This is a genomic window from Bradyrhizobium sp. G127 (assembly GCF_021502575.1).
GTDB lineage: Bacteria > Pseudomonadota > Alphaproteobacteria > Rhizobiales > Xanthobacteraceae > Afipia.
On record NZ_JAKFGN010000001.1, the window covers coordinates 1,082,798 to 1,098,471 of the forward strand.

Consider the following 15,674-nt stretch of genomic DNA (forward strand, 5'->3'; position numbering starts at 1 on the left):
TGACTCGTGGCTTCCTCTCGCACATGGTTTTGCAATGCCTGTTCTGCGCCTGCTTCTGATCTGTGTCCTTGCGCTCACACCTGTTGCGGCGCGCGCCGCCACCCAGCCCCTCGACACCGCGCCGCGCATCGCGCTGTTCTCGGCGTTCGAGCCGGAATGGAAGGCGCTGGTCGCCATCGTGGAGCGGCCGGTTTCGCACCGGGAGAAGGGCGTCGAGTTCGTCACCGGCCGCGTCGAGGGCCATGACGTCGTGCTGGTGCTGTCCGGCGTCTCGATGGTCAACGCGGCGATGACGGCGCAGATGGCGATCGACCGCTTCAACCTGCGTGCCATCCTGTTTTCGGGCATCGCGGGCGGCGTCGATCCCTCGCTCAACATCGGCGACGTGGTGGTGTCGGAGCGCTGGGGGCAATATCTCGAAACCATTCTGGCGCGGGAGACCCCGCAGGGCTTTCAGTTGCCGGCGTGGTCGAAGCAGGAGTTTCCGAACCACGGCATGATCTTTTCGCGCGGGGTCAGGGTGCCGCGCGAGGGCGTGGACAAGCCCGAGCGGCAGTTCTGGATTCCGGTGGACGCGCAACTGTTCGAGATCGCGCGCACGGCTACATCGGGGGTCGAGCTGAAACGCTGCGCGGCGGAGAAGGCCTGTCTCGTGCGCCCGCCAAAGGTGGTGGTCGGCGGCAACGGCGTGTCCGGCTCGGCATTCGTGGACAACGCCGCGTTCCGGACCTGGGCGTTCGACACCTTCAAGGCCCAGGTGCTGGACATGGAAAGCGCCGCGGTCGCGCATGTGGCGACGACCAACGGCGTGCCGTTTCTGGCGTTCCGCTCGCTGTCGGACCTCGCCGGCGGCGGCGCGGGCGAGAACGAGATGCAGACGTTCGAGAATCTGGCGTCGGAGAATTCCGTCGCGGTGCTGCGGGCGTTTTTGAAGGCGATGGGGAAGGAGTGACGTGCGTTCGCGCCGGGTCTCGGCCTGTCTTTAAAAAGCAATGAAAGTAAGGCGTGGATGGCCGGGACAAGCCCTGCCATGACAGTGTAGAATCGCGGCCATATTGCAACGGAGTTCATGATGCTCAGACTTCGCCTCGCCGTCATTCTTTCCACCCTCGCTCTCGCAGCTCCCGCATACGCTGCCCGCTGCGGCGGGGACTTCAACACCTTCGTCGCGGCGATGTCGCAGGAAGCATCTGCTGCGGGGATTTCACAAAGCGTAATTTCGCAGGCGTTCTCAGGTGTGACGCAGGACCCCGCGGTGCTGTCGTTCGACCGCCGCCAGCGCGGCACCTTCAACAAGACCTTCGAGCAGTATGTCTCCACCCGCGTCGGGCCCGGCCGCATTAACGGTGGCAAGGCGATGATGCAGCGTCATGCTTCTTTGCTGGCGCGGATCGAGCAGCGCTTCGGCGTGCCGAAGGAGATCGTGGTCGCGATCTGGGGACTGGAGTCGGATTTCGGCAAGGGAGATATCGGAAAAATGCCGGTGATCCGCACGCTGACGACCATGGCGCATGACTGCCGCCGCACCGAACTGTTCCAGGGCGAGTTGATCGCGGCGCTCAAGATCCTCCAGCGCGGCGATCTTCCGCAACGCGACCTGATTGGCGCCTATGCCGGCGAACTCGGCCAGACCCAGTTCCTGCCATCGTCCTATATCAAGTATGGCGTCGACTTCGACGGCAACGGCCATGTCGACCTGCGCCACAGCGTGCCGGACGTGCTGGCCTCCACCGCCAATCTGTTGAAGACCGCGGGCTTCCGGGGCGGGCAGCCTTACGGCGAAGGCACCGCGAACTTCGAGGCGATGCGCGAATGGAACCGCGCCACTATCTATCGCAAGACGATCGGCTATTTCGCGGACCAACTGGCGCGGTGAGGGCGGTTTTTCCGCCGTCGCGATGCGATTGAAATCGGCGCGAATCCAAACGCCGGTCGTCCCCGCGAAGGCGGGGACCCACCCATACTCCCCTGCGTCCTGGATCGAACGGCGATGCTGGAGCAACTCTCCCGTCGCCGCCGTAATGTTCGGTGGTTATGGATCCCCGCTTTCGCGGGGATGACCGGGAGAGATCGCGTTTCTCGCCACCTCACATCGTCTTCGCCCACGCCACAAGCTGATCGAGCGCGGTGCCCCAGCCTGAGTGGAAGCCCATCTCCTCGTGGGACTTCTTTCCGGCCTCATCCTTGTGAATCGCGGTCGCGGTGTATCTGGTGCCGCCCTTGACCGGCTCGATGTCGATGACGCCGGTGAAGAAGCCGTTGTCCTTCGGACGAAAACCCGGCGCCAGACAATCGGTGAAGACCAGCCGGCGGTTCGGAACGACCTCGAGGTAACAGCCGGCATTGTCCATGTCCTGGCCTTCGGGCGAGCGCATCACGGTGCGGAAAATGCCGCCGGGGCGCAGGTCGATCTCGCAGTCCACCGTCTTCCACGGCGCGGGTGTGAACCATTTCATCAGATGCTGCGGCTCGGTCCATGCCTTCCAGACCAGTTCGGGCGGCACATCCACCACGCGTTCGAGAACGAGGTCGAGTTTGGGATCGATTTTGTACGCGATCACTTGCGTTTCTCCGTGGCGTTGAGCTGTTTCAGATAATCGTCGAGCTGGTCGAGCCGCTTGATCCAGAGCGTGCGCTGCGTGCCGATCCAGCCTTCGGCGTCTTCGAGCGGCTTCGGCCGGAGCTGGCAGGTCCGCACCCGGCCGACTTTCTTCGAGCGGACCAGGCCGCATTGCTCCAGCACCTTGAGATGCTGCAGGAATGTCGGCAGCGCCATGTCGAACGGCTGCGCCAGATCGCTGACCGTCGCCGGACCCTGGCTGAGCGTGGCCAGCACCGCGCGGCGGGTGGGGTCGGCGAGGGCGTGGAACGTGTCGTCAAGACGGTTTTGAAGGTTAGCCATCTGACTAACTATATCAGCGCGAATGGTTAGGTCAACGGCTAACTGTTGCGGGGCGCGGGCGCGGCGCCGCCTGACAGCGAGCGGCTCGAAATCCCGCACTGGAACAGCGGCTTGAAGCAGACATGAGCATGAAGTCGATTGGTGACGCCGTTCCGCAACGCGCGCGTCGCTGACGGCAGATGCGGGCCGCGCGGAAAGCGCAGGTGATGGACGAGAGAGGAATTATAAAAGGGAGAGAATGTCGGGCGCGAAACGCGCGGGCCGGGAGCAGGCTCAACCGGCAGCTCGGGCGAAGCAGCTCCGCCCGAGCCACTTCAAATGACTAAAACTACTTCTTCTTGGCCTTCTTGACCTTTTTGGCCTTCTTGACCGTCTTCTTCGCCTTCTTGGCTTTCTTCGCCATAACATCCCTCACAGGGTTTGAGTTGACGTCAACGTCGTGAGGCATGCTCGGCGATGGGCCAGTGCGCAGCCTCGATTCCGATCCGAGCCGATTCGCTGAAATTTGTCGCCTGTTTTTCAGCGGTGTGCCGGATTGATGACGCCGCCGGGCATTTTTCCTGTGGACGGAGGCTTTCACGCGCTCAGGGTTAACACGCGGCAAAGTGTTTCGCTTTGCCTTCGCGTTGGCGCGAGGTGGAGGTGAACGGCATTCGGGTTCCATGCGTGCCGGTGATCTTCATCAATTCACAACCACGGCGCGGTTTATCCCGTCGCGGTCAGACTCCGTTAAGCGCGCGTCTGACAGGATGCGGCTAGCTTCGGGGGAGGCAGATTCCGCAAGGATGCGGCGTCGGAGAGCGGGCAGATGGATCGGGCGATGACCAGTTGCAGGACCAGGGCAGAAGACGCGGGCAGCCGCGCACCCTGGATTCGTCCATGCTGAGTGTCCCCACGCTCTGGATCGTGTTCGTCATCAACTTCGTCGCGCTCGGGACGGTGTGGATCTACGTCGCCCGCAGCTATCCCAATCTCGACGCCGCGCGGTTCTGGGCCGCATCGGCCTTTTTCGCGGCGCTTGGCGCCGCCGTCGCCATGACGCGCGGCTTCCTCGATCCGCAAACGCCCGCCCTGATGCTGATTCCGCTTCTGCTCGGCGGCTCGCTGCTGGTTCTCGCGGTCTGCCTTGCCGCCATGGGCATCCGGCGGTTTTTCGGCGCGCCGGTGTCGTGGCGCTCGACGTTTGTGTTCCTCGGCATCAACGTCGCGGGCTTGTCCTATTTCGTCTGGCAGGACAACATGACGATGCGCATCCTGATCTATTCGGGATGCCAGGCGGTGCCGGTCGCGATGACGCTGCCGCTGCTGCTGTCCCGCCGCAACGGACGCACGCAGCCCGGCGCGCGACTGACGGCTTCGATCGCGATCCTGATGATCGCGGTCTACGTGATGCGTTCGATCGCGGCGCTGCTGAACATCGGCGGCCCGGTCTCGCTGATCGACTTCAACCAGTTCCAGGCGGCGCTGATCCTCAGTCTGGTGTTCCTGTCGATGATGTGGAACTGCGGCTTCCTGCTGATGGGGATCGACCGGCTGCGCGCCGAAGTCGCCGATCTGGCGATGTTCGACGACCTCACCGGCGCGGCCAACCGCCGCCAGTTGCTGGTGCGGCTCGACGAAGAATGCGCGCGCTCGAACCGGTCGGGCGAGGCTTTCGCCGTGCTGATGATCGATCTCGACGGCTTCAAGGACATCAACGACGCCAACGGCCATGCCGCCGGAGACGAATGCCTGCGGCTGTTCACCCGCGCCGCGCAAAGCCGGCTGCGCAAGGGGGATCTGCTGGCGCGGATGGGCGGCGACGAATTCTGCGTGGTGCTGCCGTCGACCACGCTGCGCGAAGGCGCGATGGTCGCCCGCCATGTGCTGGAAGCCTGCCAGAACGAGGCCGTGCAATGGAACGGCGCGCCGCTGGCGCTGTCCGCCTCCATCGGCGTCGCGCAGTGGCGGCCCGAGATCGCCCTGCATTCGGAACGGCTGATCGCGGCTGCCGACCGGGCGCTCTACATGGCCAAGAACGACGGCAAGAACGGCTATGCGGTGTTCGACGCGACACCGCTGGAAGCCGAACCGGTGCTGCGCAAATCGGCCTGACCCTCAGGACAGCCGAGGCGCAATGCGCCCCGGCCGCTGACAAACAGCTATTTCTCTTCCTCGAACGTCACCGCGACATCGGCATTGGCCGACAGCCGCACCTTGTTGCCTTCGACGCCGGCCACCAGCCCCTGATCGATATAGTGATGATGGCCCTTGTGGCTGCCTTCGCCGCTGTCGGCCCTGGTCAGCTTGATCCGTCCGCCTTCGAGGCGATCGACCGTGCCGACATGCACGCCGTCGGCGCCGATGACTTCCATGTGCTCCTTGATGGCATTCGCGCTCATGCAATGTCCTTTCGTGACAATGTGACCCATTTCTTTGGCGATCTGCTCTTTGGTGACCTGCCTTAACGCGCGGGCGGCCAAAGCGTTCGGCGGGCCGCGGCGCTTTGCCGGCGCCGCACGCCAGATTGATGCGCGGTGTGCATCAGAATGGTGCTAGCGTCGTCGGCGCGAGATGGTTCGGCAACAGGAGGACGCGATGGCCAAAGGCAAGGACAAGGGCAACAAGGAAGCCAAGAAACCGAAAGCGGACAAGAACGCGCCGAAGGGTGCGGGCTCCAGCTATCAGCAGAGCAAGGGCGGCAAGAAGTAGCGCGCCCGCCTCGCATTCCACGGCAAGACACCATCGCCGGGCCGCAGGGTCCGGCGATTTTTCATGCCGCGCCGTGAGCGGGTGCGCATCGCGTCAGTCGAACCAGTCGGTGCCGGTGCGCGATTGCCGTCCGCGCGACCGGCCGTTGGTCACCGCCTTGAACATCTCGCACAGTTCGTATTCCAGGAATTCGTTGGCGAGGATCAGCGCGCGCACGGTGCTGCGCAGGTCGCCGCCGCATGCCGCGATGGCCTGATCGGCGGCAATATCCAGCCGCTCCGATTCCGACTGCGGGTCGGAGGCGAGATTGTCCAACATGGCGATGGTCCGTATTAATGTGTGGCGCGCATGTTCTCTTTTTGTTCTAGTCACGTCAAGAGAACAATTTCTCTCTCCCGCAAAACATCCGGTGCGCATGCGCCAAACTCAACGCGCCGCGTGCACGCGAATGAAACCGGCAGCGACGATCACGGCACGAAAAAAGCCCGGAGCGTGATCCGGGCTTTTCGCGTCGTCCGCTGTTACCGGGGCGCGGTTACCACGGATTGTAAGGATTCATATCGACCGGGTTCGGGTCGTTGCTGTGATTGCGCTGATAGCTGCGCTGGCGATAGTAGCCCGGTCCGTAATAGGCGGGCTCGGCATAGCCATAGCTCGGCTCGCTGTAATACGTCGGGCCGCCGTAATAGGCCGGGCCGCCATAGGAGTTGTACGAGTTTGCGGCAACGCCGGCTGCGATCGCGCCGGCGGCAATGCCGAGACCGATGGCGGCAGCGTTACGGCCGCCGCGCGCTTCGGCGGGGGCGGAAATCGCGGCGATCGTCGCGACAGTCGCGAGGGCAATGACCATTTTTTTCATGACCGATCCTTTCAAATGACTGCCGGATCAATCGATCAGCGCCGCAAATGTTCCGCAGCGGCGCCGCCGCTGCCGCGCGCGCCGCAAAATAAACTGTGCGCGCGTGGAACGAACCCGCCGCCCCGGTTTTGTCATTTTTTGACGGGGCAAGAGGGCTAACTCATGAAGCTCATCGACAAGATCGCGGAAGACCGGCCGCTGCGTTACGCCTTCGCGGGGCTGGCGATCCTGTTTCTGTTCGGCATGGTCCTGAACTGACGGGTGCCGTCTCGCGCCGATGATGGCGTAGCCGAACGTGCGGCGCGTGGTGTAAACTGCTCCGGCTGAAAGTCCGGGGCGGGCGACATGACATTCCTGATCGTTCTGGTGTGGGGCGTGATCGGCCTCGCCGTTGGCATGGTGACCGCGACCGAACTCGGCCCGCTGTTCGGCTTCCGCAACATGGAAGGCTCGTCGGCCATCTTCGGCGTGTTCACCGGCGCGCCGCTCGGGCTGATCTGCGGCGGGTTGTTCGGCTACCGGATGTCGGCGCGCTACCGCGAGGACCTTGCGAAGCGCAAACGGTTTTTCCTGCTCACGCTTGCCGGCGTCGCGGCGCTGATCGCGGGCGGCGTCGTGTTCGAGATGATCCGCACCCGCGACGACATTGTCTCGGGCGGCGGCGCGATGTGGCTCAACGCGCAGATCCGCCTGCCGCCGGGCACAGCCGCGCCGGGCAAGGACAAGACAATCGTGATCGAGCTGCGCAGCGACAAGGAAACGCGCAAGTCGTCGCCCTACGGCGTGCCGGACTGGACCGTCAAGGACGGCCGCGCGCAGGCGTACTCAAGCGTCGAGGTCTATCGCGCCACCGACCAGCGCACGCTGGCGGTGACCATCGGCGATGGCCCGACCTGGCTGTTCAGGCTGAAAGCCCCCGCGCGTCCGAAGACATATTCATACGAGGGCGACTGGCAGAAGCCCGATGGCGTCGAAGGCGCGGCAAGCGGCGTCGGCGAGGGGATGGAAATCAAAGTGGCGATGTGAGCGCCTGACTTCCCCTATAATTTCGGAGTGATGCTCAATAAAAATCCTCATCCTCCTCCTTTCAAACCAAACTGAGCAAGAATTTTGTCAGTTATTGGCTGCGTTCGAATGTGATCGCGATCCCAGTTTCCCTCCGCAACTTTGTCGACAACAGCGATTGCTTTTGCGAGAATTTCATCAGCTTCTTTCCAGAGTCTTTGAATCATTGTCTCGCTACGTTTCGCCATCTCTGCCGAATTCATTTGCGATTGTGCTTTCGGATCCATGACAAGCCGCGCTGCCAGCAAGATATGGTAACGTCCCGGAACATACTTTGATGGTATTTTCTTGGTCGTGAATAATCTAGCAAGCCGATAGGCGGAATATGCCGCAACGTAATATGGCTCCATTTTGTCGCCGTCTCGAAAAATGTCCCTGCCCACACGTTCGGCGAGTAATTTATAATTTCGTGTTGTGCGATTTGGCTCGTTTAAAAACATGGCTCCCATCGCTCGCACCAAATCTTGGTGGCCCACAATACGAGACTTTACGATTTCTTCGCTGTCATATTGATGCGTGCGGCGCTCATAGTACAAACGATGGTCTGCGTCGAAACGCTTGAAAAACTCTTCTAGTCGCTTAGCAAAATCTTTAAGTGCGAAGAATTGATCGGGTTTTACGGCGGTTTGCCGATTTGTTGCTGTGATTACAGATTCTGTTACAGCCTCATCCTTTGTCGAGATGATACGAACGGGAATTCTAACGTCATCCGTTAGCAGTTCCTCATTGTCATGTAGTACGTGACTTGTTTGGCAGCCGTTGACCACCTGAAAATCTGCCATCGTAAATTTGTTGCCTGTTGCAAATAGCGATTTTGCAATGATTGTTACTCCGTTGTTCATCAATGGAAATCTACCGCGCGCTTCGGATTTCAAGGTTTCGCGTATCTCGGCATTTATCGCGTTGTAGCCTTCCCAGTCGCGGACGTTTTCATAAAATAGACTTTTGATGATGTCTTTGTCGTCATCGCTTACCAAGGACAAAAACACCTTGGCAGGAAGCAAACCCAGATACGCTTCTTTCACTCCCGCAATTTCCGGAATAACGGTGCGTTGTGGAAAATCAAACTCTCGAGAGATGGAGTTTTTTGTTTGATTATAAAGTTTTTGTACCTGATCTGCCCCTACAGGAACGAACTCCACATTTTTGAACAGACCAGTCGCTTTTAATTCTTCCACCTCGGCAGACGCTCTTGCCACGAGGTTTTTATCGCCAAGCCATTTTCCAGTGGTGACGTAATACATGTAGCAAAGCGGATTACCTTTTGAGAATTTGCCGCTGCGCTTGTAGATAGCTTCCATAATTTCAACGGCAGATTTGATCTGGTCGTTTCTTTCCAATTTTCCCTTGCCAAAAAAATCTTGCACACCTGCTCCGAATGTTCCGATTTTCCCTCCATCGAATCCTTCGGAGCGTTCGGCTTGAACGAAAACAAATGTTGTTTCGAGGTAGCCGTTAATTTCGACCAAATCCTCGATGGAATCTAAGTCGCTTATCAGGCTGTTATTCACAATGATTGCGATTCCGTCGATTCCAGTATCTCCGCCTTTTCCAACAACAAGATCGGGCGGATCGAACGGTGCTTCGCTATAATGCTTCCTCGTAGCTAAGAACGTGGCGAACGCCTCAAAGCGTTCGGATTCTTCCATTCCCACCAAATCGAATTGATCCGTAAACTCGGTCAACAATCCTTGAGTTATTTTGTCCATGAGTCGCCCCCTCGTTAGAGAAGATTGCCACAACCTAGCAGCAGACCATACACCTTATAGTGGTAGGAAAATAATCCTTGACATTCTTCTCGACCTAATCCATCCTCATGCCATCCCGCCTCACTTGAGGGGCGTGTCCTGGGACGCTTCGATGCGCGGGGCGGGATGCGGCGCCTGCGCGCGCAAGGAGGGACGTCCTCCTTCGCTCCCGGGAGGCCTCGGGTCATCGTCCGGGCTCACTATGGAGCTCTGCCGTTAGCGGCTGGACGAGGACAGGATGAAGGCGGGGAAATCCCGCCGGATCAGGACGCGCCGCGTCCGTCCTGTCCCGGAAGTGCGATCCCGAGGACAGAAATCGCCGCGGCGGAGCGCTGAAAGGCGTTTCGCGGTCAGCCTCTCGTGGCGACACGATGCCGGCCGCGCACTTTAAACTTCAAGGCGCGTCTTTCGGCGCTCCTCCTCCCTCTCTTCATCGAGAGGCGGCACACGGTTTGAAAACATCGGTGAACGGACATCCGCGTTTTTCGCGCGGGAAAGCGACGGCGCGCGCGTGGTCCGCACCCAGTCATGCAGCAAGGAGACAGCAATGAAGGCGACAAAGAGCAGGACGATGCAGATGATCGACGACGCGCTGGAGGAGCTCGTGAAGGAGACCGGTGCTACGCCGGAGCTGCTGCTGTCGGACAGGGGCATGGCGTGCGTCATGCGTCTCGTCTCCAACCTGTTCGAGGACTGGCGCGGCTGTCCCGTCAAACAATGCCGCCGCGCGCGCTGCTGCCAGGGGCCGGACATGATCTGTCAGCTCCACGGCATGTCGCGCGCCGAGGCGTCGCCGGAGGAAATTGCGGACGTCAACGCGCGGATGAAGCAGATCGCCGAATGGTACCTGGAACGGCGCGGGGTCTGGTGACGAGCAGTCGCGAGCGTGCGCCGCGCGGCCTTACGCGATGGCGAGAATCTCAAGCTCGTGCGCGCCGGCGCGCACCGTGTCGCCGACGATCTTGCCGAACAGCGCGCGCGCCAGCGGCGAGACATGCGACAGCGTGCCCTTCGCGGGATCGGCTTCGTCTTCGCCGACGATGCGGAACATCTGTGTGCGGCCGTCGTCGCGCGCCAGCGTCACGGTGTGGCCGAAACGGACCTGCGTGGTGTCCTCGTTCGGCGCCACCACATGCGCGGTCGCGCGCCGCGCGTCCCAGTAGCGCATCTCGCGCGTCGCCCGCGCCAGCGCGTCGCGATCGCTGGCGGCCTGCGCCTCCGCATGCGCCTGCTGCGCGCGCGCGAGTTCAGCCTCGATCAGCGCGAGGCCTTCGGCCGTCACGTCGTTCGGGTGCTCCGAGACCGGCCTGTCGGGCAGGTCGATGACGCTGTCGGCGTCCTGTTCCTTGACGAATGCTCTGCTCATGGCTCTCCATATGGGGGCCGGATTGCGATTTTAAGCCGCGCGCGTTTGACGCAACTTGCGGGGGGCCGATGCGTTCCTATCTGTGGGCCTTGTGACCGGAAGGATGGATATGACCGACGACAGCATCTTCGACCGTACCACCACGCGCCGCCCCGGCGCGCGGCGTCCGCCGATCATCGATCAGGACGGCAACGAGGTGCGTCAGGGTATGGGCGGACGCGGCGGCTTCACCGCGTCGGGTCCGTTCGCCGCCGGCGGGGCGGGCGCGGGGACCGTGTTCGAATTTCAGTCGCTGAGCGGATTGTCGTTCGGCCCGCTCACCCGCGAGCAGCGCTTCGCGCGGATCGATGCGCTGTCGAAACTGCTCGATGTCGCCTTTGTGCTGCCGGGCACCAACATCCGCTACGGCATCGACGGGCTGATCGGTCTGGTGCCGATCGTCGGCGATTTGCTCACCACCGCGATCTCGCTGTGGATCGTGCGCGAGGCCCGCGCGCTCGGCGCGCCGAAATATCTGGTGGCGCGGATGCTGGGCAATGTCGCGCTGGACGGCGTGGTCGGGCTGGTGCCGTTCGCGGGCGACGCGTTCGACGTCATGTTCCGCGCCAACGTGCGCAACATCCGCATGCTCAGGAAGTGGATGGAAAAGCAGCCGCGGCTGTAACGCGCGCGGCTGTCATTTCGGCCGATCGCGAGACGTCGTGTTTAGCCGGCGGCGGCGGCTTTCTTGCGCGGGGCAGGCGCCGGCGCCGGGGTCACGGCTTCGGCTTCTTCCACCACGGGTGCCGCAACCGGCTCCGGCCGGTTGCGCTGAAGCGGAAATTCCGGGGCTTCATACAGCGTGCGGATGCCGCTCTGGTCGAAGCGGGCCTCGTCCACCTGGAGGTAGGCCCCGTTCAGGCTGTCGGCCGGAAGCTGTTCGATCGCGAACTGCACGGCCTCGGCTGCGGTCGGAAACCGGCGATAGGCAAAGCCCGCGCGCTTCTTCTTGCGGATCGCCGCAGGAAAGAGTTCGGCTTCGGTGTTGTAGTTGAACGCAGCCATGATCTCGGCCTTCTTGATGTGGTGTCGGTGAAAAATGCGACCGGGGGACGAGTCTGTCGTGCGTGTCGCGCGGCCCGGGTCATTCATTCCAGAACAGACTCCAATATAGGCCTTTTTTCGCCAATTGCGACCCGTCATAGGGGCTATGATGAATGGTATTGGAGCGTTCCCGTCGCGCCAAATAAGTCCTTGATTTTCAATGCGCTAGCGAACGCGAAAAAGGGCGCCGCGCGGGCGGTGGGCTCGCCGGGCCGCAGCCTGAGGCCGCGGCCCGCGACATTGTCAGATTTTACCCAGTAGAAGCAGGATGATGAGGATCACCAGAATGGTGCCGCCGATGCCCATTCCGCCGTGGCCGAGGCCGTAACCGTAGCCGCCGAACCGGCCGCTGAAGCCGCCGAGCAGAAAAATGATCAGGATAATAACGAGTATCAGTCCGATGGACATGGTGCGCCTCCTTGGCCCCGGCGGCGGCGTCAGCGCCCCAGCCTTCCGGGAAGACAAGCGCCGCGCGCCGCTTCGGTTCCTGACGGCGCGCTAGCGGATCGCCTCGATCATGATTTCATCGGTGATGGGGAGAACGGTGTGGGCCGTGGTGTAAGGCTCGATGCGGGTGGCGGGACCGGCGGCAATCTCGACCTTGCGGATCGGCGCTTCCTCCAGCGCTCCGCCGGCGCCGGTCCGGGGCTCGTACTGCCAGGCCTGCAACTCGCCGGCGTCGTTGAGCGCCCTGGTCACCGCCTCGGCGGTCTTGCCGTGCATTTCCGCCAGCTCGGCCCTGGTGATCCCGATCACGATTTCGTTTTGCGGCGTCACCACCTTGAAAAGCGTCACCTTGTTCACGCCAAAGGCGGGGTGGGAGGCGACGGCGTCGATCAGAAGACCGGTAAGGCCAATGGCCAGAACGACCTGGCGCGAGCGGGCGGACATGCGGAATTTCCTGACAGATCAAGTCGACGTGACGCGTTTCTTATTGTGGGCATACGAACGGACACGTCACATAGGTCACGGGCGGCGCGCGGCAAGGCCGCACGTCGCGCATGTCACCTTTGCAAGGGCTGCGATTTACTTCGGCGAATGTTTCAGCGCGGCCGAGTTGATGCAGTAGCGCAGGCCGGTGGGGCCGGGGCCGTCCTCGAACACGTGGCCGAGGTGGCCGTTGCATTTCGCGCACAACACTTCCGTGCGCACCATGCCGTGAGACATGTCGCGCTCTTCAGCGACCGCGTCGCCATCGGCGGGCGCGGAGAACGCCGGCCAGCCGCAGCCGGAATCGAATTTGTCGTCGGATTCGAACAGCGTCTGCCCGCAGCCGGCGCAGACATAGGTGCCCGGCTCGAACGAGTGATCATACTCGCCGGTGAACGGCCGCTCGGTCGCCTTCTCGCGCAGCACGGCGTACTGCATCGGCGTCAGGTCCTTGCGCCACTCGCTCTCCGACTTCTCGATGATGCCGGAGCCGGGCTTCGTCCTGGTATCGGTCATTGTCGATCCTCTTCTCGTTGTGTGTTGCCGCGCTCAGTTCGAGGCGCGCGCGTCGCGCACCAGCGCCGGCTTGTCGCGATAATTGTCCGCGAAGATCTTTTTCAGGTTTTCGATCTTCGGCAAATCGTTGATCACAATATAGGGCTGGCTGGGGTGCAGCGTCAGGTAGTCCTGGTGATATTCCTCCGCCGGATAGAATCCGTTCAGCGGCTCGAGCGTGGTGGCGATCTTCTTGGGGTAGACCTTCGCCGCGTTGAGTTGCGCGATATAGGCTTCCACCAGCTTGCGCTCGGCGGGGTCCGAGGTGAACACGGTAGAGCGATATTGCGTGCCGGAGTCGGGGCCCTGGCGGTTGAGCTGGGTCGGATCGTGCGCCACCGAGAAATAGATCTGCAACAGTTTGCCGAGCGTCACCTGTTTCGGATCGTAGGTGATCTGCACCGCTTCGGCGTGGCCGGTGCGACCGCTGCCGACGATTTCGTATTGCGCGGTGTCGGCCTTGCCGCCGGCATAGCCGGAGACCGCCTTGGTCACGCCCCTGGTGTGCTGATAGACGCCCTGCACGCCCCAGAAGCAGCCACCCGCGAGCACGAACGTCTTCAGTCCCTCGGCGGGCGCGACGTCGCTGGCCGGCGGCGGAATGATGAAAGCGTCCTCGGCGGCGCGGGATGGTGCTGCGAACCAGCCGAGCGCAAGCACGCCTGCGGCGGCAAAGGCGAGGGCGGTGCGGCGGAATTGTGTGCGGTCCATGATGGTCCCCTGCGGTGGTCTTGAGCGGATAACCGGCGCGCTCGCCAGTCCCTGAGATACGCGGAATAGACCCCGGCGTTACGGCAAAATTCCACACAAAAACGTGAGATTGGCCTAAAGCCCGGCGTCAGGCGAGCGGCAGCGCAATCCGGTAGCAATAGCCGGTTTCCGCGAAGGTCGGTTCGAGCCGGGCGTTCATCTGCTTCAACGTGATGTCGATCAGCTTGGAACCGAAATTGTGCCGGGCGGGTGGTGCGACGCGCGGCCCGCCGGTTTCGCGCCAGTCGATCACCAGCGTGCGCCCGTCCACCGACCAGATAATCTCCACCCGGCCCGCGGCGTCCGACAGCGCGCCGTACTTGACCGCATTGGTGGTCATTTCATGAAACACAATGCGCAGGCCGCGCGCCTGCCGGCAGCTCAGTTCGAGGTCCGGCCCGGTCAGCGCGATCCGGCTCGCGCCGTAGCGGTCCTGTACCGACGCCGTGAACAGCGCGCGCACGTCCGTCGCGCCGCCGTGCTCGTCGAGCAGATCCTGATTGTCGGCGCTGACGCGCATGCGGCTGATCAGCGTGTCGGCCTCGTCCTTGTCGGTGATGGTCTGCACCACCAGCGACGCCATGACCGCGAGCATGTTCCTGCTGCGGTGTTCGAGCTCGTTGACCAGCAGTTCGCGCTGCTGCTCCCGGTCCTCCAGCGCGAACACGTTGCGCCGGTGATTGACCGCGAGCACCACCACCAAGAGGCTCGACAGCGCGAACATGGTGAAATTGGCGATGTCGGCCGGCGAGAGCCGCCCGAACGCATAGGCCGGCGGAATGAACGCCCACCACACCGCGGCGATCGACAGCGGGATCGCGAGCAGGCCCGCCAGCCGGCCGGCGATCAGCGTGCAGACCAGCACCGCGGGAAAGAACGCGGCGAAATACAGCGTCGATCCGATCAGGCCCAGCAGAAGGCGGGCCACCACCGCGAGCGCGACGAACACCAGAGCGAACGCCAGCGACCCCAGGAAGCCAGGCTCGACCCGCCGATATGGAAAACGCCAAATAGCCACGACATCCTGCCCGCCCGTGAGCTTTTCATAAAACAGCAAACCATTCCAGCGCCGCATTTTCTGTCTGCTGGTGCACACAGCGCGGTGATTTGTCGCCGCCGCGGCCGCGCGCAAACGCCGCGCGTCATTCTGGTTTTGATTCAATTGTCAGACAGCCCTCGCGCTTGGGGCTTGCCCCCTTCGCGCAAGAAGACATGCGCCATCGTTCCCGCGCCGTGCGCGGGGTGGGCGTTTGGTTTCCCCCTCAAACAGTGAGGGGAATGGAGCGCCGCAAGGCGCAACATGGTTGTCGTCGCCCTTCGCCTTGCCGCTTGCGAAGGCGGCTCGGCGGAGAGCGCATCGCCTTGCGGCGCTCCACCGACGTTGCGCGTGAGCGAGGCCCGAGCCTGCGCGATACGCAACGCGCGAATCCTCGCCGCAGCCGAAGCTGCGGCAAACATCCGCTGCGGCGTCTTAAGGCGAAGGGACCGCACTTCCGGGTGGGGACGGGCGCGGCGCGCCCTGATCCGGCGGGATTTCTCCGCCTTCGTCCGCCACCTCGTCCAGCCGCTAACGGCAGAGCTCCGTAGTGAGCCCGGACGGTGACCCTCAGCCTCCCGGGAGCATGGCTGCGAACCACGCGCGCGGGCGCCGCGCTTCATTCCACTTCAAGACCGCCTCCGGAAGCGCCCCTCATGAACGAAGCAATAGGAATATAAGCCTATATA

At 62.4% G+C, this 15,674-nt stretch carries 19 protein-coding genes; 6 read left to right on the forward strand and 13 right to left on the reverse strand.

The genetic code is table 11. From position 1 onward, the window contains the following. Positions 1 to 34: 34 nt before the first annotated feature. Positions 35 to 952, forward strand: a complete 918-nt coding sequence (locus tag LVY71_RS05225; protein ID WP_235098735.1) for a 5'-methylthioadenosine/S-adenosylhomocysteine nucleosidase — start codon at positions 35 to 37, stop codon at positions 950 to 952. Between the two features lie 120 nt (positions 953 to 1,072). Continuing rightward, positions 1,073 to 1,876 (forward strand): lytic murein transglycosylase, encoded by an 804-nt coding sequence (locus LVY71_RS05230; RefSeq protein WP_235098738.1) that lies wholly within the window; start codon positions 1,073 to 1,075, stop codon positions 1,874 to 1,876. Between the two features lie 211 nt (positions 1,877 to 2,087). On the opposite strand, the gene LVY71_RS05235 is transcribed toward LVY71_RS05230, so the two are convergent. Then, on the reverse strand, positions 2,088 to 2,561 hold the full coding sequence (locus tag LVY71_RS05235) for an SRPBCC family protein (protein ID WP_235098740.1): 474 nt from the start codon (positions 2,559 to 2,561) through the stop codon (positions 2,088 to 2,090). Further along, positions 2,558 to 2,902, reverse strand: a complete 345-nt coding sequence (locus LVY71_RS05240) for an ArsR/SmtB family transcription factor (RefSeq protein ID WP_235098742.1) — start codon at positions 2,900 to 2,902, stop codon at positions 2,558 to 2,560. Before LVY71_RS05240 ends, LVY71_RS05235 begins: the two co-directional genes overlap by 4 nt. A gap of 879 nt (positions 2,903 to 3,781) precedes the next feature. On the opposite strand from LVY71_RS05240, the gene LVY71_RS05245 reads away from it, so the two are divergent. Further along, positions 3,782 to 4,996 carry a GGDEF domain-containing protein gene (locus LVY71_RS05245; RefSeq protein ID WP_235098744.1) on the forward strand — a complete coding sequence of 405 codons (1,215 nt, stop codon included), beginning with the start codon at positions 3,782 to 3,784 and terminating at the stop codon, positions 4,994 to 4,996. A 47-nt stretch (positions 4,997 to 5,043) separates the two neighbouring features. Here LVY71_RS05245 and LVY71_RS05250 read toward each other — a convergent pair whose 3' ends face one another. From LVY71_RS05250 to LVY71_RS05260, 3 genes are all read right to left on the reverse strand, one after another. Further along, positions 5,044 to 5,283, reverse strand: a complete 240-nt coding sequence (locus LVY71_RS05250) for a DUF2171 domain-containing protein (RefSeq protein WP_235098746.1) — start codon at positions 5,281 to 5,283, stop codon at positions 5,044 to 5,046. Positions 5,284 to 5,686: 403 nt separating this feature from the next. Then, a complete protein-coding gene (locus tag LVY71_RS05255; protein ID WP_235098748.1) occupies positions 5,687 to 5,911 on the reverse strand; it encodes a hypothetical protein in 225 nt (74 codons plus the stop codon). Between the two features lie 217 nt (positions 5,912 to 6,128). Beyond that, on the reverse strand, positions 6,129 to 6,452 hold the full coding sequence (locus LVY71_RS05260; RefSeq protein WP_235098750.1) for a hypothetical protein: 324 nt from the start codon (positions 6,450 to 6,452) through the stop codon (positions 6,129 to 6,131). Positions 6,453 to 6,797: 345 nt separating this feature from the next. Here LVY71_RS05260 and LVY71_RS05265 point away from each other — a divergent pair, with 345 nt between their 5' ends. Further along, positions 6,798 to 7,478, forward strand: a complete 681-nt coding sequence (locus LVY71_RS05265) for a hypothetical protein (protein WP_235098752.1) — start codon at positions 6,798 to 6,800, stop codon at positions 7,476 to 7,478. A 47-nt stretch (positions 7,479 to 7,525) separates the two neighbouring features. Here LVY71_RS05265 and LVY71_RS05270 read toward each other — a convergent pair whose 3' ends face one another. Continuing rightward, the gene (locus LVY71_RS05270; protein ID WP_235098754.1) at positions 7,526 to 9,226 is read right to left on the reverse strand and encodes an AIPR family protein; all 1,701 of its coding nucleotides are present in this window, start codon (positions 9,224 to 9,226) and stop codon (positions 7,526 to 7,528) included. 586 nt (positions 9,227 to 9,812) lie between these two features. Between LVY71_RS05270 and LVY71_RS05275 the strand changes: the two genes are divergently transcribed. Beyond that, positions 9,813 to 10,136, forward strand: coding sequence for a hypothetical protein (locus tag LVY71_RS05275; protein WP_235098755.1), 324 nt, complete (start codon positions 9,813 to 9,815; stop codon positions 10,134 to 10,136). A gap of 30 nt (positions 10,137 to 10,166) precedes the next feature. Here the strand turns inward: LVY71_RS05275 and greA are convergent, their stop codons facing one another. Then, positions 10,167 to 10,631 carry a transcription elongation factor GreA gene (gene greA / locus LVY71_RS05280; RefSeq protein ID WP_235098757.1) on the reverse strand — a complete coding sequence of 155 codons (465 nt, stop codon included), beginning with the start codon at positions 10,629 to 10,631 and terminating at the stop codon, positions 10,167 to 10,169. A 109-nt stretch (positions 10,632 to 10,740) separates the two neighbouring features. On the opposite strand from greA, the gene LVY71_RS05285 reads away from it, so the two are divergent. After that, positions 10,741 to 11,295 (forward strand): DUF4112 domain-containing protein, encoded by a 555-nt coding sequence (locus LVY71_RS05285; protein WP_235098759.1) that lies wholly within the window; start codon positions 10,741 to 10,743, stop codon positions 11,293 to 11,295. Between the two features lie 41 nt (positions 11,296 to 11,336). Here LVY71_RS05285 and LVY71_RS05290 read toward each other — a convergent pair whose 3' ends face one another. The 6 genes from LVY71_RS05290 to LVY71_RS05315 all read right to left on the reverse strand — a co-directional run bounded on the left by LVY71_RS05290 (position 11,337) and on the right by LVY71_RS05315 (position 15,081). Beyond that, positions 11,337 to 11,675 carry a hypothetical protein gene (locus LVY71_RS05290; RefSeq protein WP_235098761.1) on the reverse strand — a complete coding sequence of 113 codons (339 nt, stop codon included), beginning with the start codon at positions 11,673 to 11,675 and terminating at the stop codon, positions 11,337 to 11,339. 282 nt (positions 11,676 to 11,957) lie between these two features. Continuing rightward, positions 11,958 to 12,122, reverse strand: a complete 165-nt coding sequence (locus LVY71_RS05295) for a DUF3309 family protein (RefSeq protein WP_235098763.1) — start codon at positions 12,120 to 12,122, stop codon at positions 11,958 to 11,960. Between the two features lie 90 nt (positions 12,123 to 12,212). Beyond that, positions 12,213 to 12,605 carry a hypothetical protein gene (locus LVY71_RS05300; RefSeq protein ID WP_235098765.1) on the reverse strand — a complete coding sequence of 131 codons (393 nt, stop codon included), beginning with the start codon at positions 12,603 to 12,605 and terminating at the stop codon, positions 12,213 to 12,215. A gap of 135 nt (positions 12,606 to 12,740) precedes the next feature. After that, positions 12,741 to 13,160, reverse strand: coding sequence for a peptide-methionine (R)-S-oxide reductase MsrB (gene msrB, locus LVY71_RS05305; protein ID WP_235098767.1), 420 nt, complete (start codon positions 13,158 to 13,160; stop codon positions 12,741 to 12,743). A 33-nt stretch (positions 13,161 to 13,193) separates the two neighbouring features. Further along, positions 13,194 to 13,910 (reverse strand): peptide-methionine (S)-S-oxide reductase MsrA, encoded by a 717-nt coding sequence (msrA, locus tag LVY71_RS05310; RefSeq protein ID WP_235098769.1) that lies wholly within the window; start codon positions 13,908 to 13,910, stop codon positions 13,194 to 13,196. A gap of 127 nt (positions 13,911 to 14,037) precedes the next feature. Continuing rightward, a complete protein-coding gene (locus LVY71_RS05315) occupies positions 14,038 to 15,081 on the reverse strand; it encodes a sensor histidine kinase (RefSeq protein ID WP_235098770.1) in 1,044 nt (347 codons plus the stop codon). Positions 15,082 to 15,674: the final 593 nt, after the last annotated feature.

Bases quoted from the DNA above. Each gene is read 5' to 3' on its own strand.
- LVY71_RS05225 (WP_235098735.1), top strand. From the start codon at position 35: ATGCCTGTTCTGCGCCTGCTTCTGATCTGTGTCCTTGCGCTCACACCT.
- LVY71_RS05230 (WP_235098738.1), top strand. From the start codon at position 1,073: ATGCTCAGACTTCGCCTCGCCGTCATTCTTTCCACCCTCGCTCTCGCA.
- LVY71_RS05240 (WP_235098742.1), bottom strand. From the start codon at position 2,902: ATGGCTAACCTTCAAAACCGTCTTGACGACACGTTCCACGCCCTCGCC.
- LVY71_RS05245 (WP_235098744.1), top strand. From the start codon at position 3,782: ATGCTGAGTGTCCCCACGCTCTGGATCGTGTTCGTCATCAACTTCGTC.
- LVY71_RS05250 (WP_235098746.1), bottom strand. From the start codon at position 5,283: ATGAGCGCGAATGCCATCAAGGAGCACATGGAAGTCATCGGCGCCGAC.
- LVY71_RS05255 (WP_235098748.1), bottom strand. From the start codon at position 5,911: ATGTTGGACAATCTCGCCTCCGACCCGCAGTCGGAATCGGAGCGGCTG.
- LVY71_RS05260 (WP_235098750.1), bottom strand. From the start codon at position 6,452: ATGAAAAAAATGGTCATTGCCCTCGCGACTGTCGCGACGATCGCCGCG.
- LVY71_RS05265 (WP_235098752.1), top strand. From the start codon at position 6,798: ATGACATTCCTGATCGTTCTGGTGTGGGGCGTGATCGGCCTCGCCGTT.
- LVY71_RS05270 (WP_235098754.1), bottom strand. From the start codon at position 9,226: ATGGACAAAATAACTCAAGGATTGTTGACCGAGTTTACGGATCAATTC.
- LVY71_RS05275 (WP_235098755.1), top strand. From the start codon at position 9,813: ATGAAGGCGACAAAGAGCAGGACGATGCAGATGATCGACGACGCGCTG.
- greA (WP_235098757.1), bottom strand. From the start codon at position 10,631: ATGAGCAGAGCATTCGTCAAGGAACAGGACGCCGACAGCGTCATCGAC.
- LVY71_RS05285 (WP_235098759.1), top strand. From the start codon at position 10,741: ATGACCGACGACAGCATCTTCGACCGTACCACCACGCGCCGCCCCGGC.
- LVY71_RS05290 (WP_235098761.1), bottom strand. From the start codon at position 11,675: ATGGCTGCGTTCAACTACAACACCGAAGCCGAACTCTTTCCTGCGGCG.
- LVY71_RS05295 (WP_235098763.1), bottom strand. From the start codon at position 12,122: ATGTCCATCGGACTGATACTCGTTATTATCCTGATCATTTTTCTGCTC.
- LVY71_RS05300 (WP_235098765.1), bottom strand. From the start codon at position 12,605: ATGTCCGCCCGCTCGCGCCAGGTCGTTCTGGCCATTGGCCTTACCGGT.
- msrB (WP_235098767.1), bottom strand. From the start codon at position 13,160: ATGACCGATACCAGGACGAAGCCCGGCTCCGGCATCATCGAGAAGTCG.
- msrA (WP_235098769.1), bottom strand. From the start codon at position 13,910: ATGGACCGCACACAATTCCGCCGCACCGCCCTCGCCTTTGCCGCCGCA.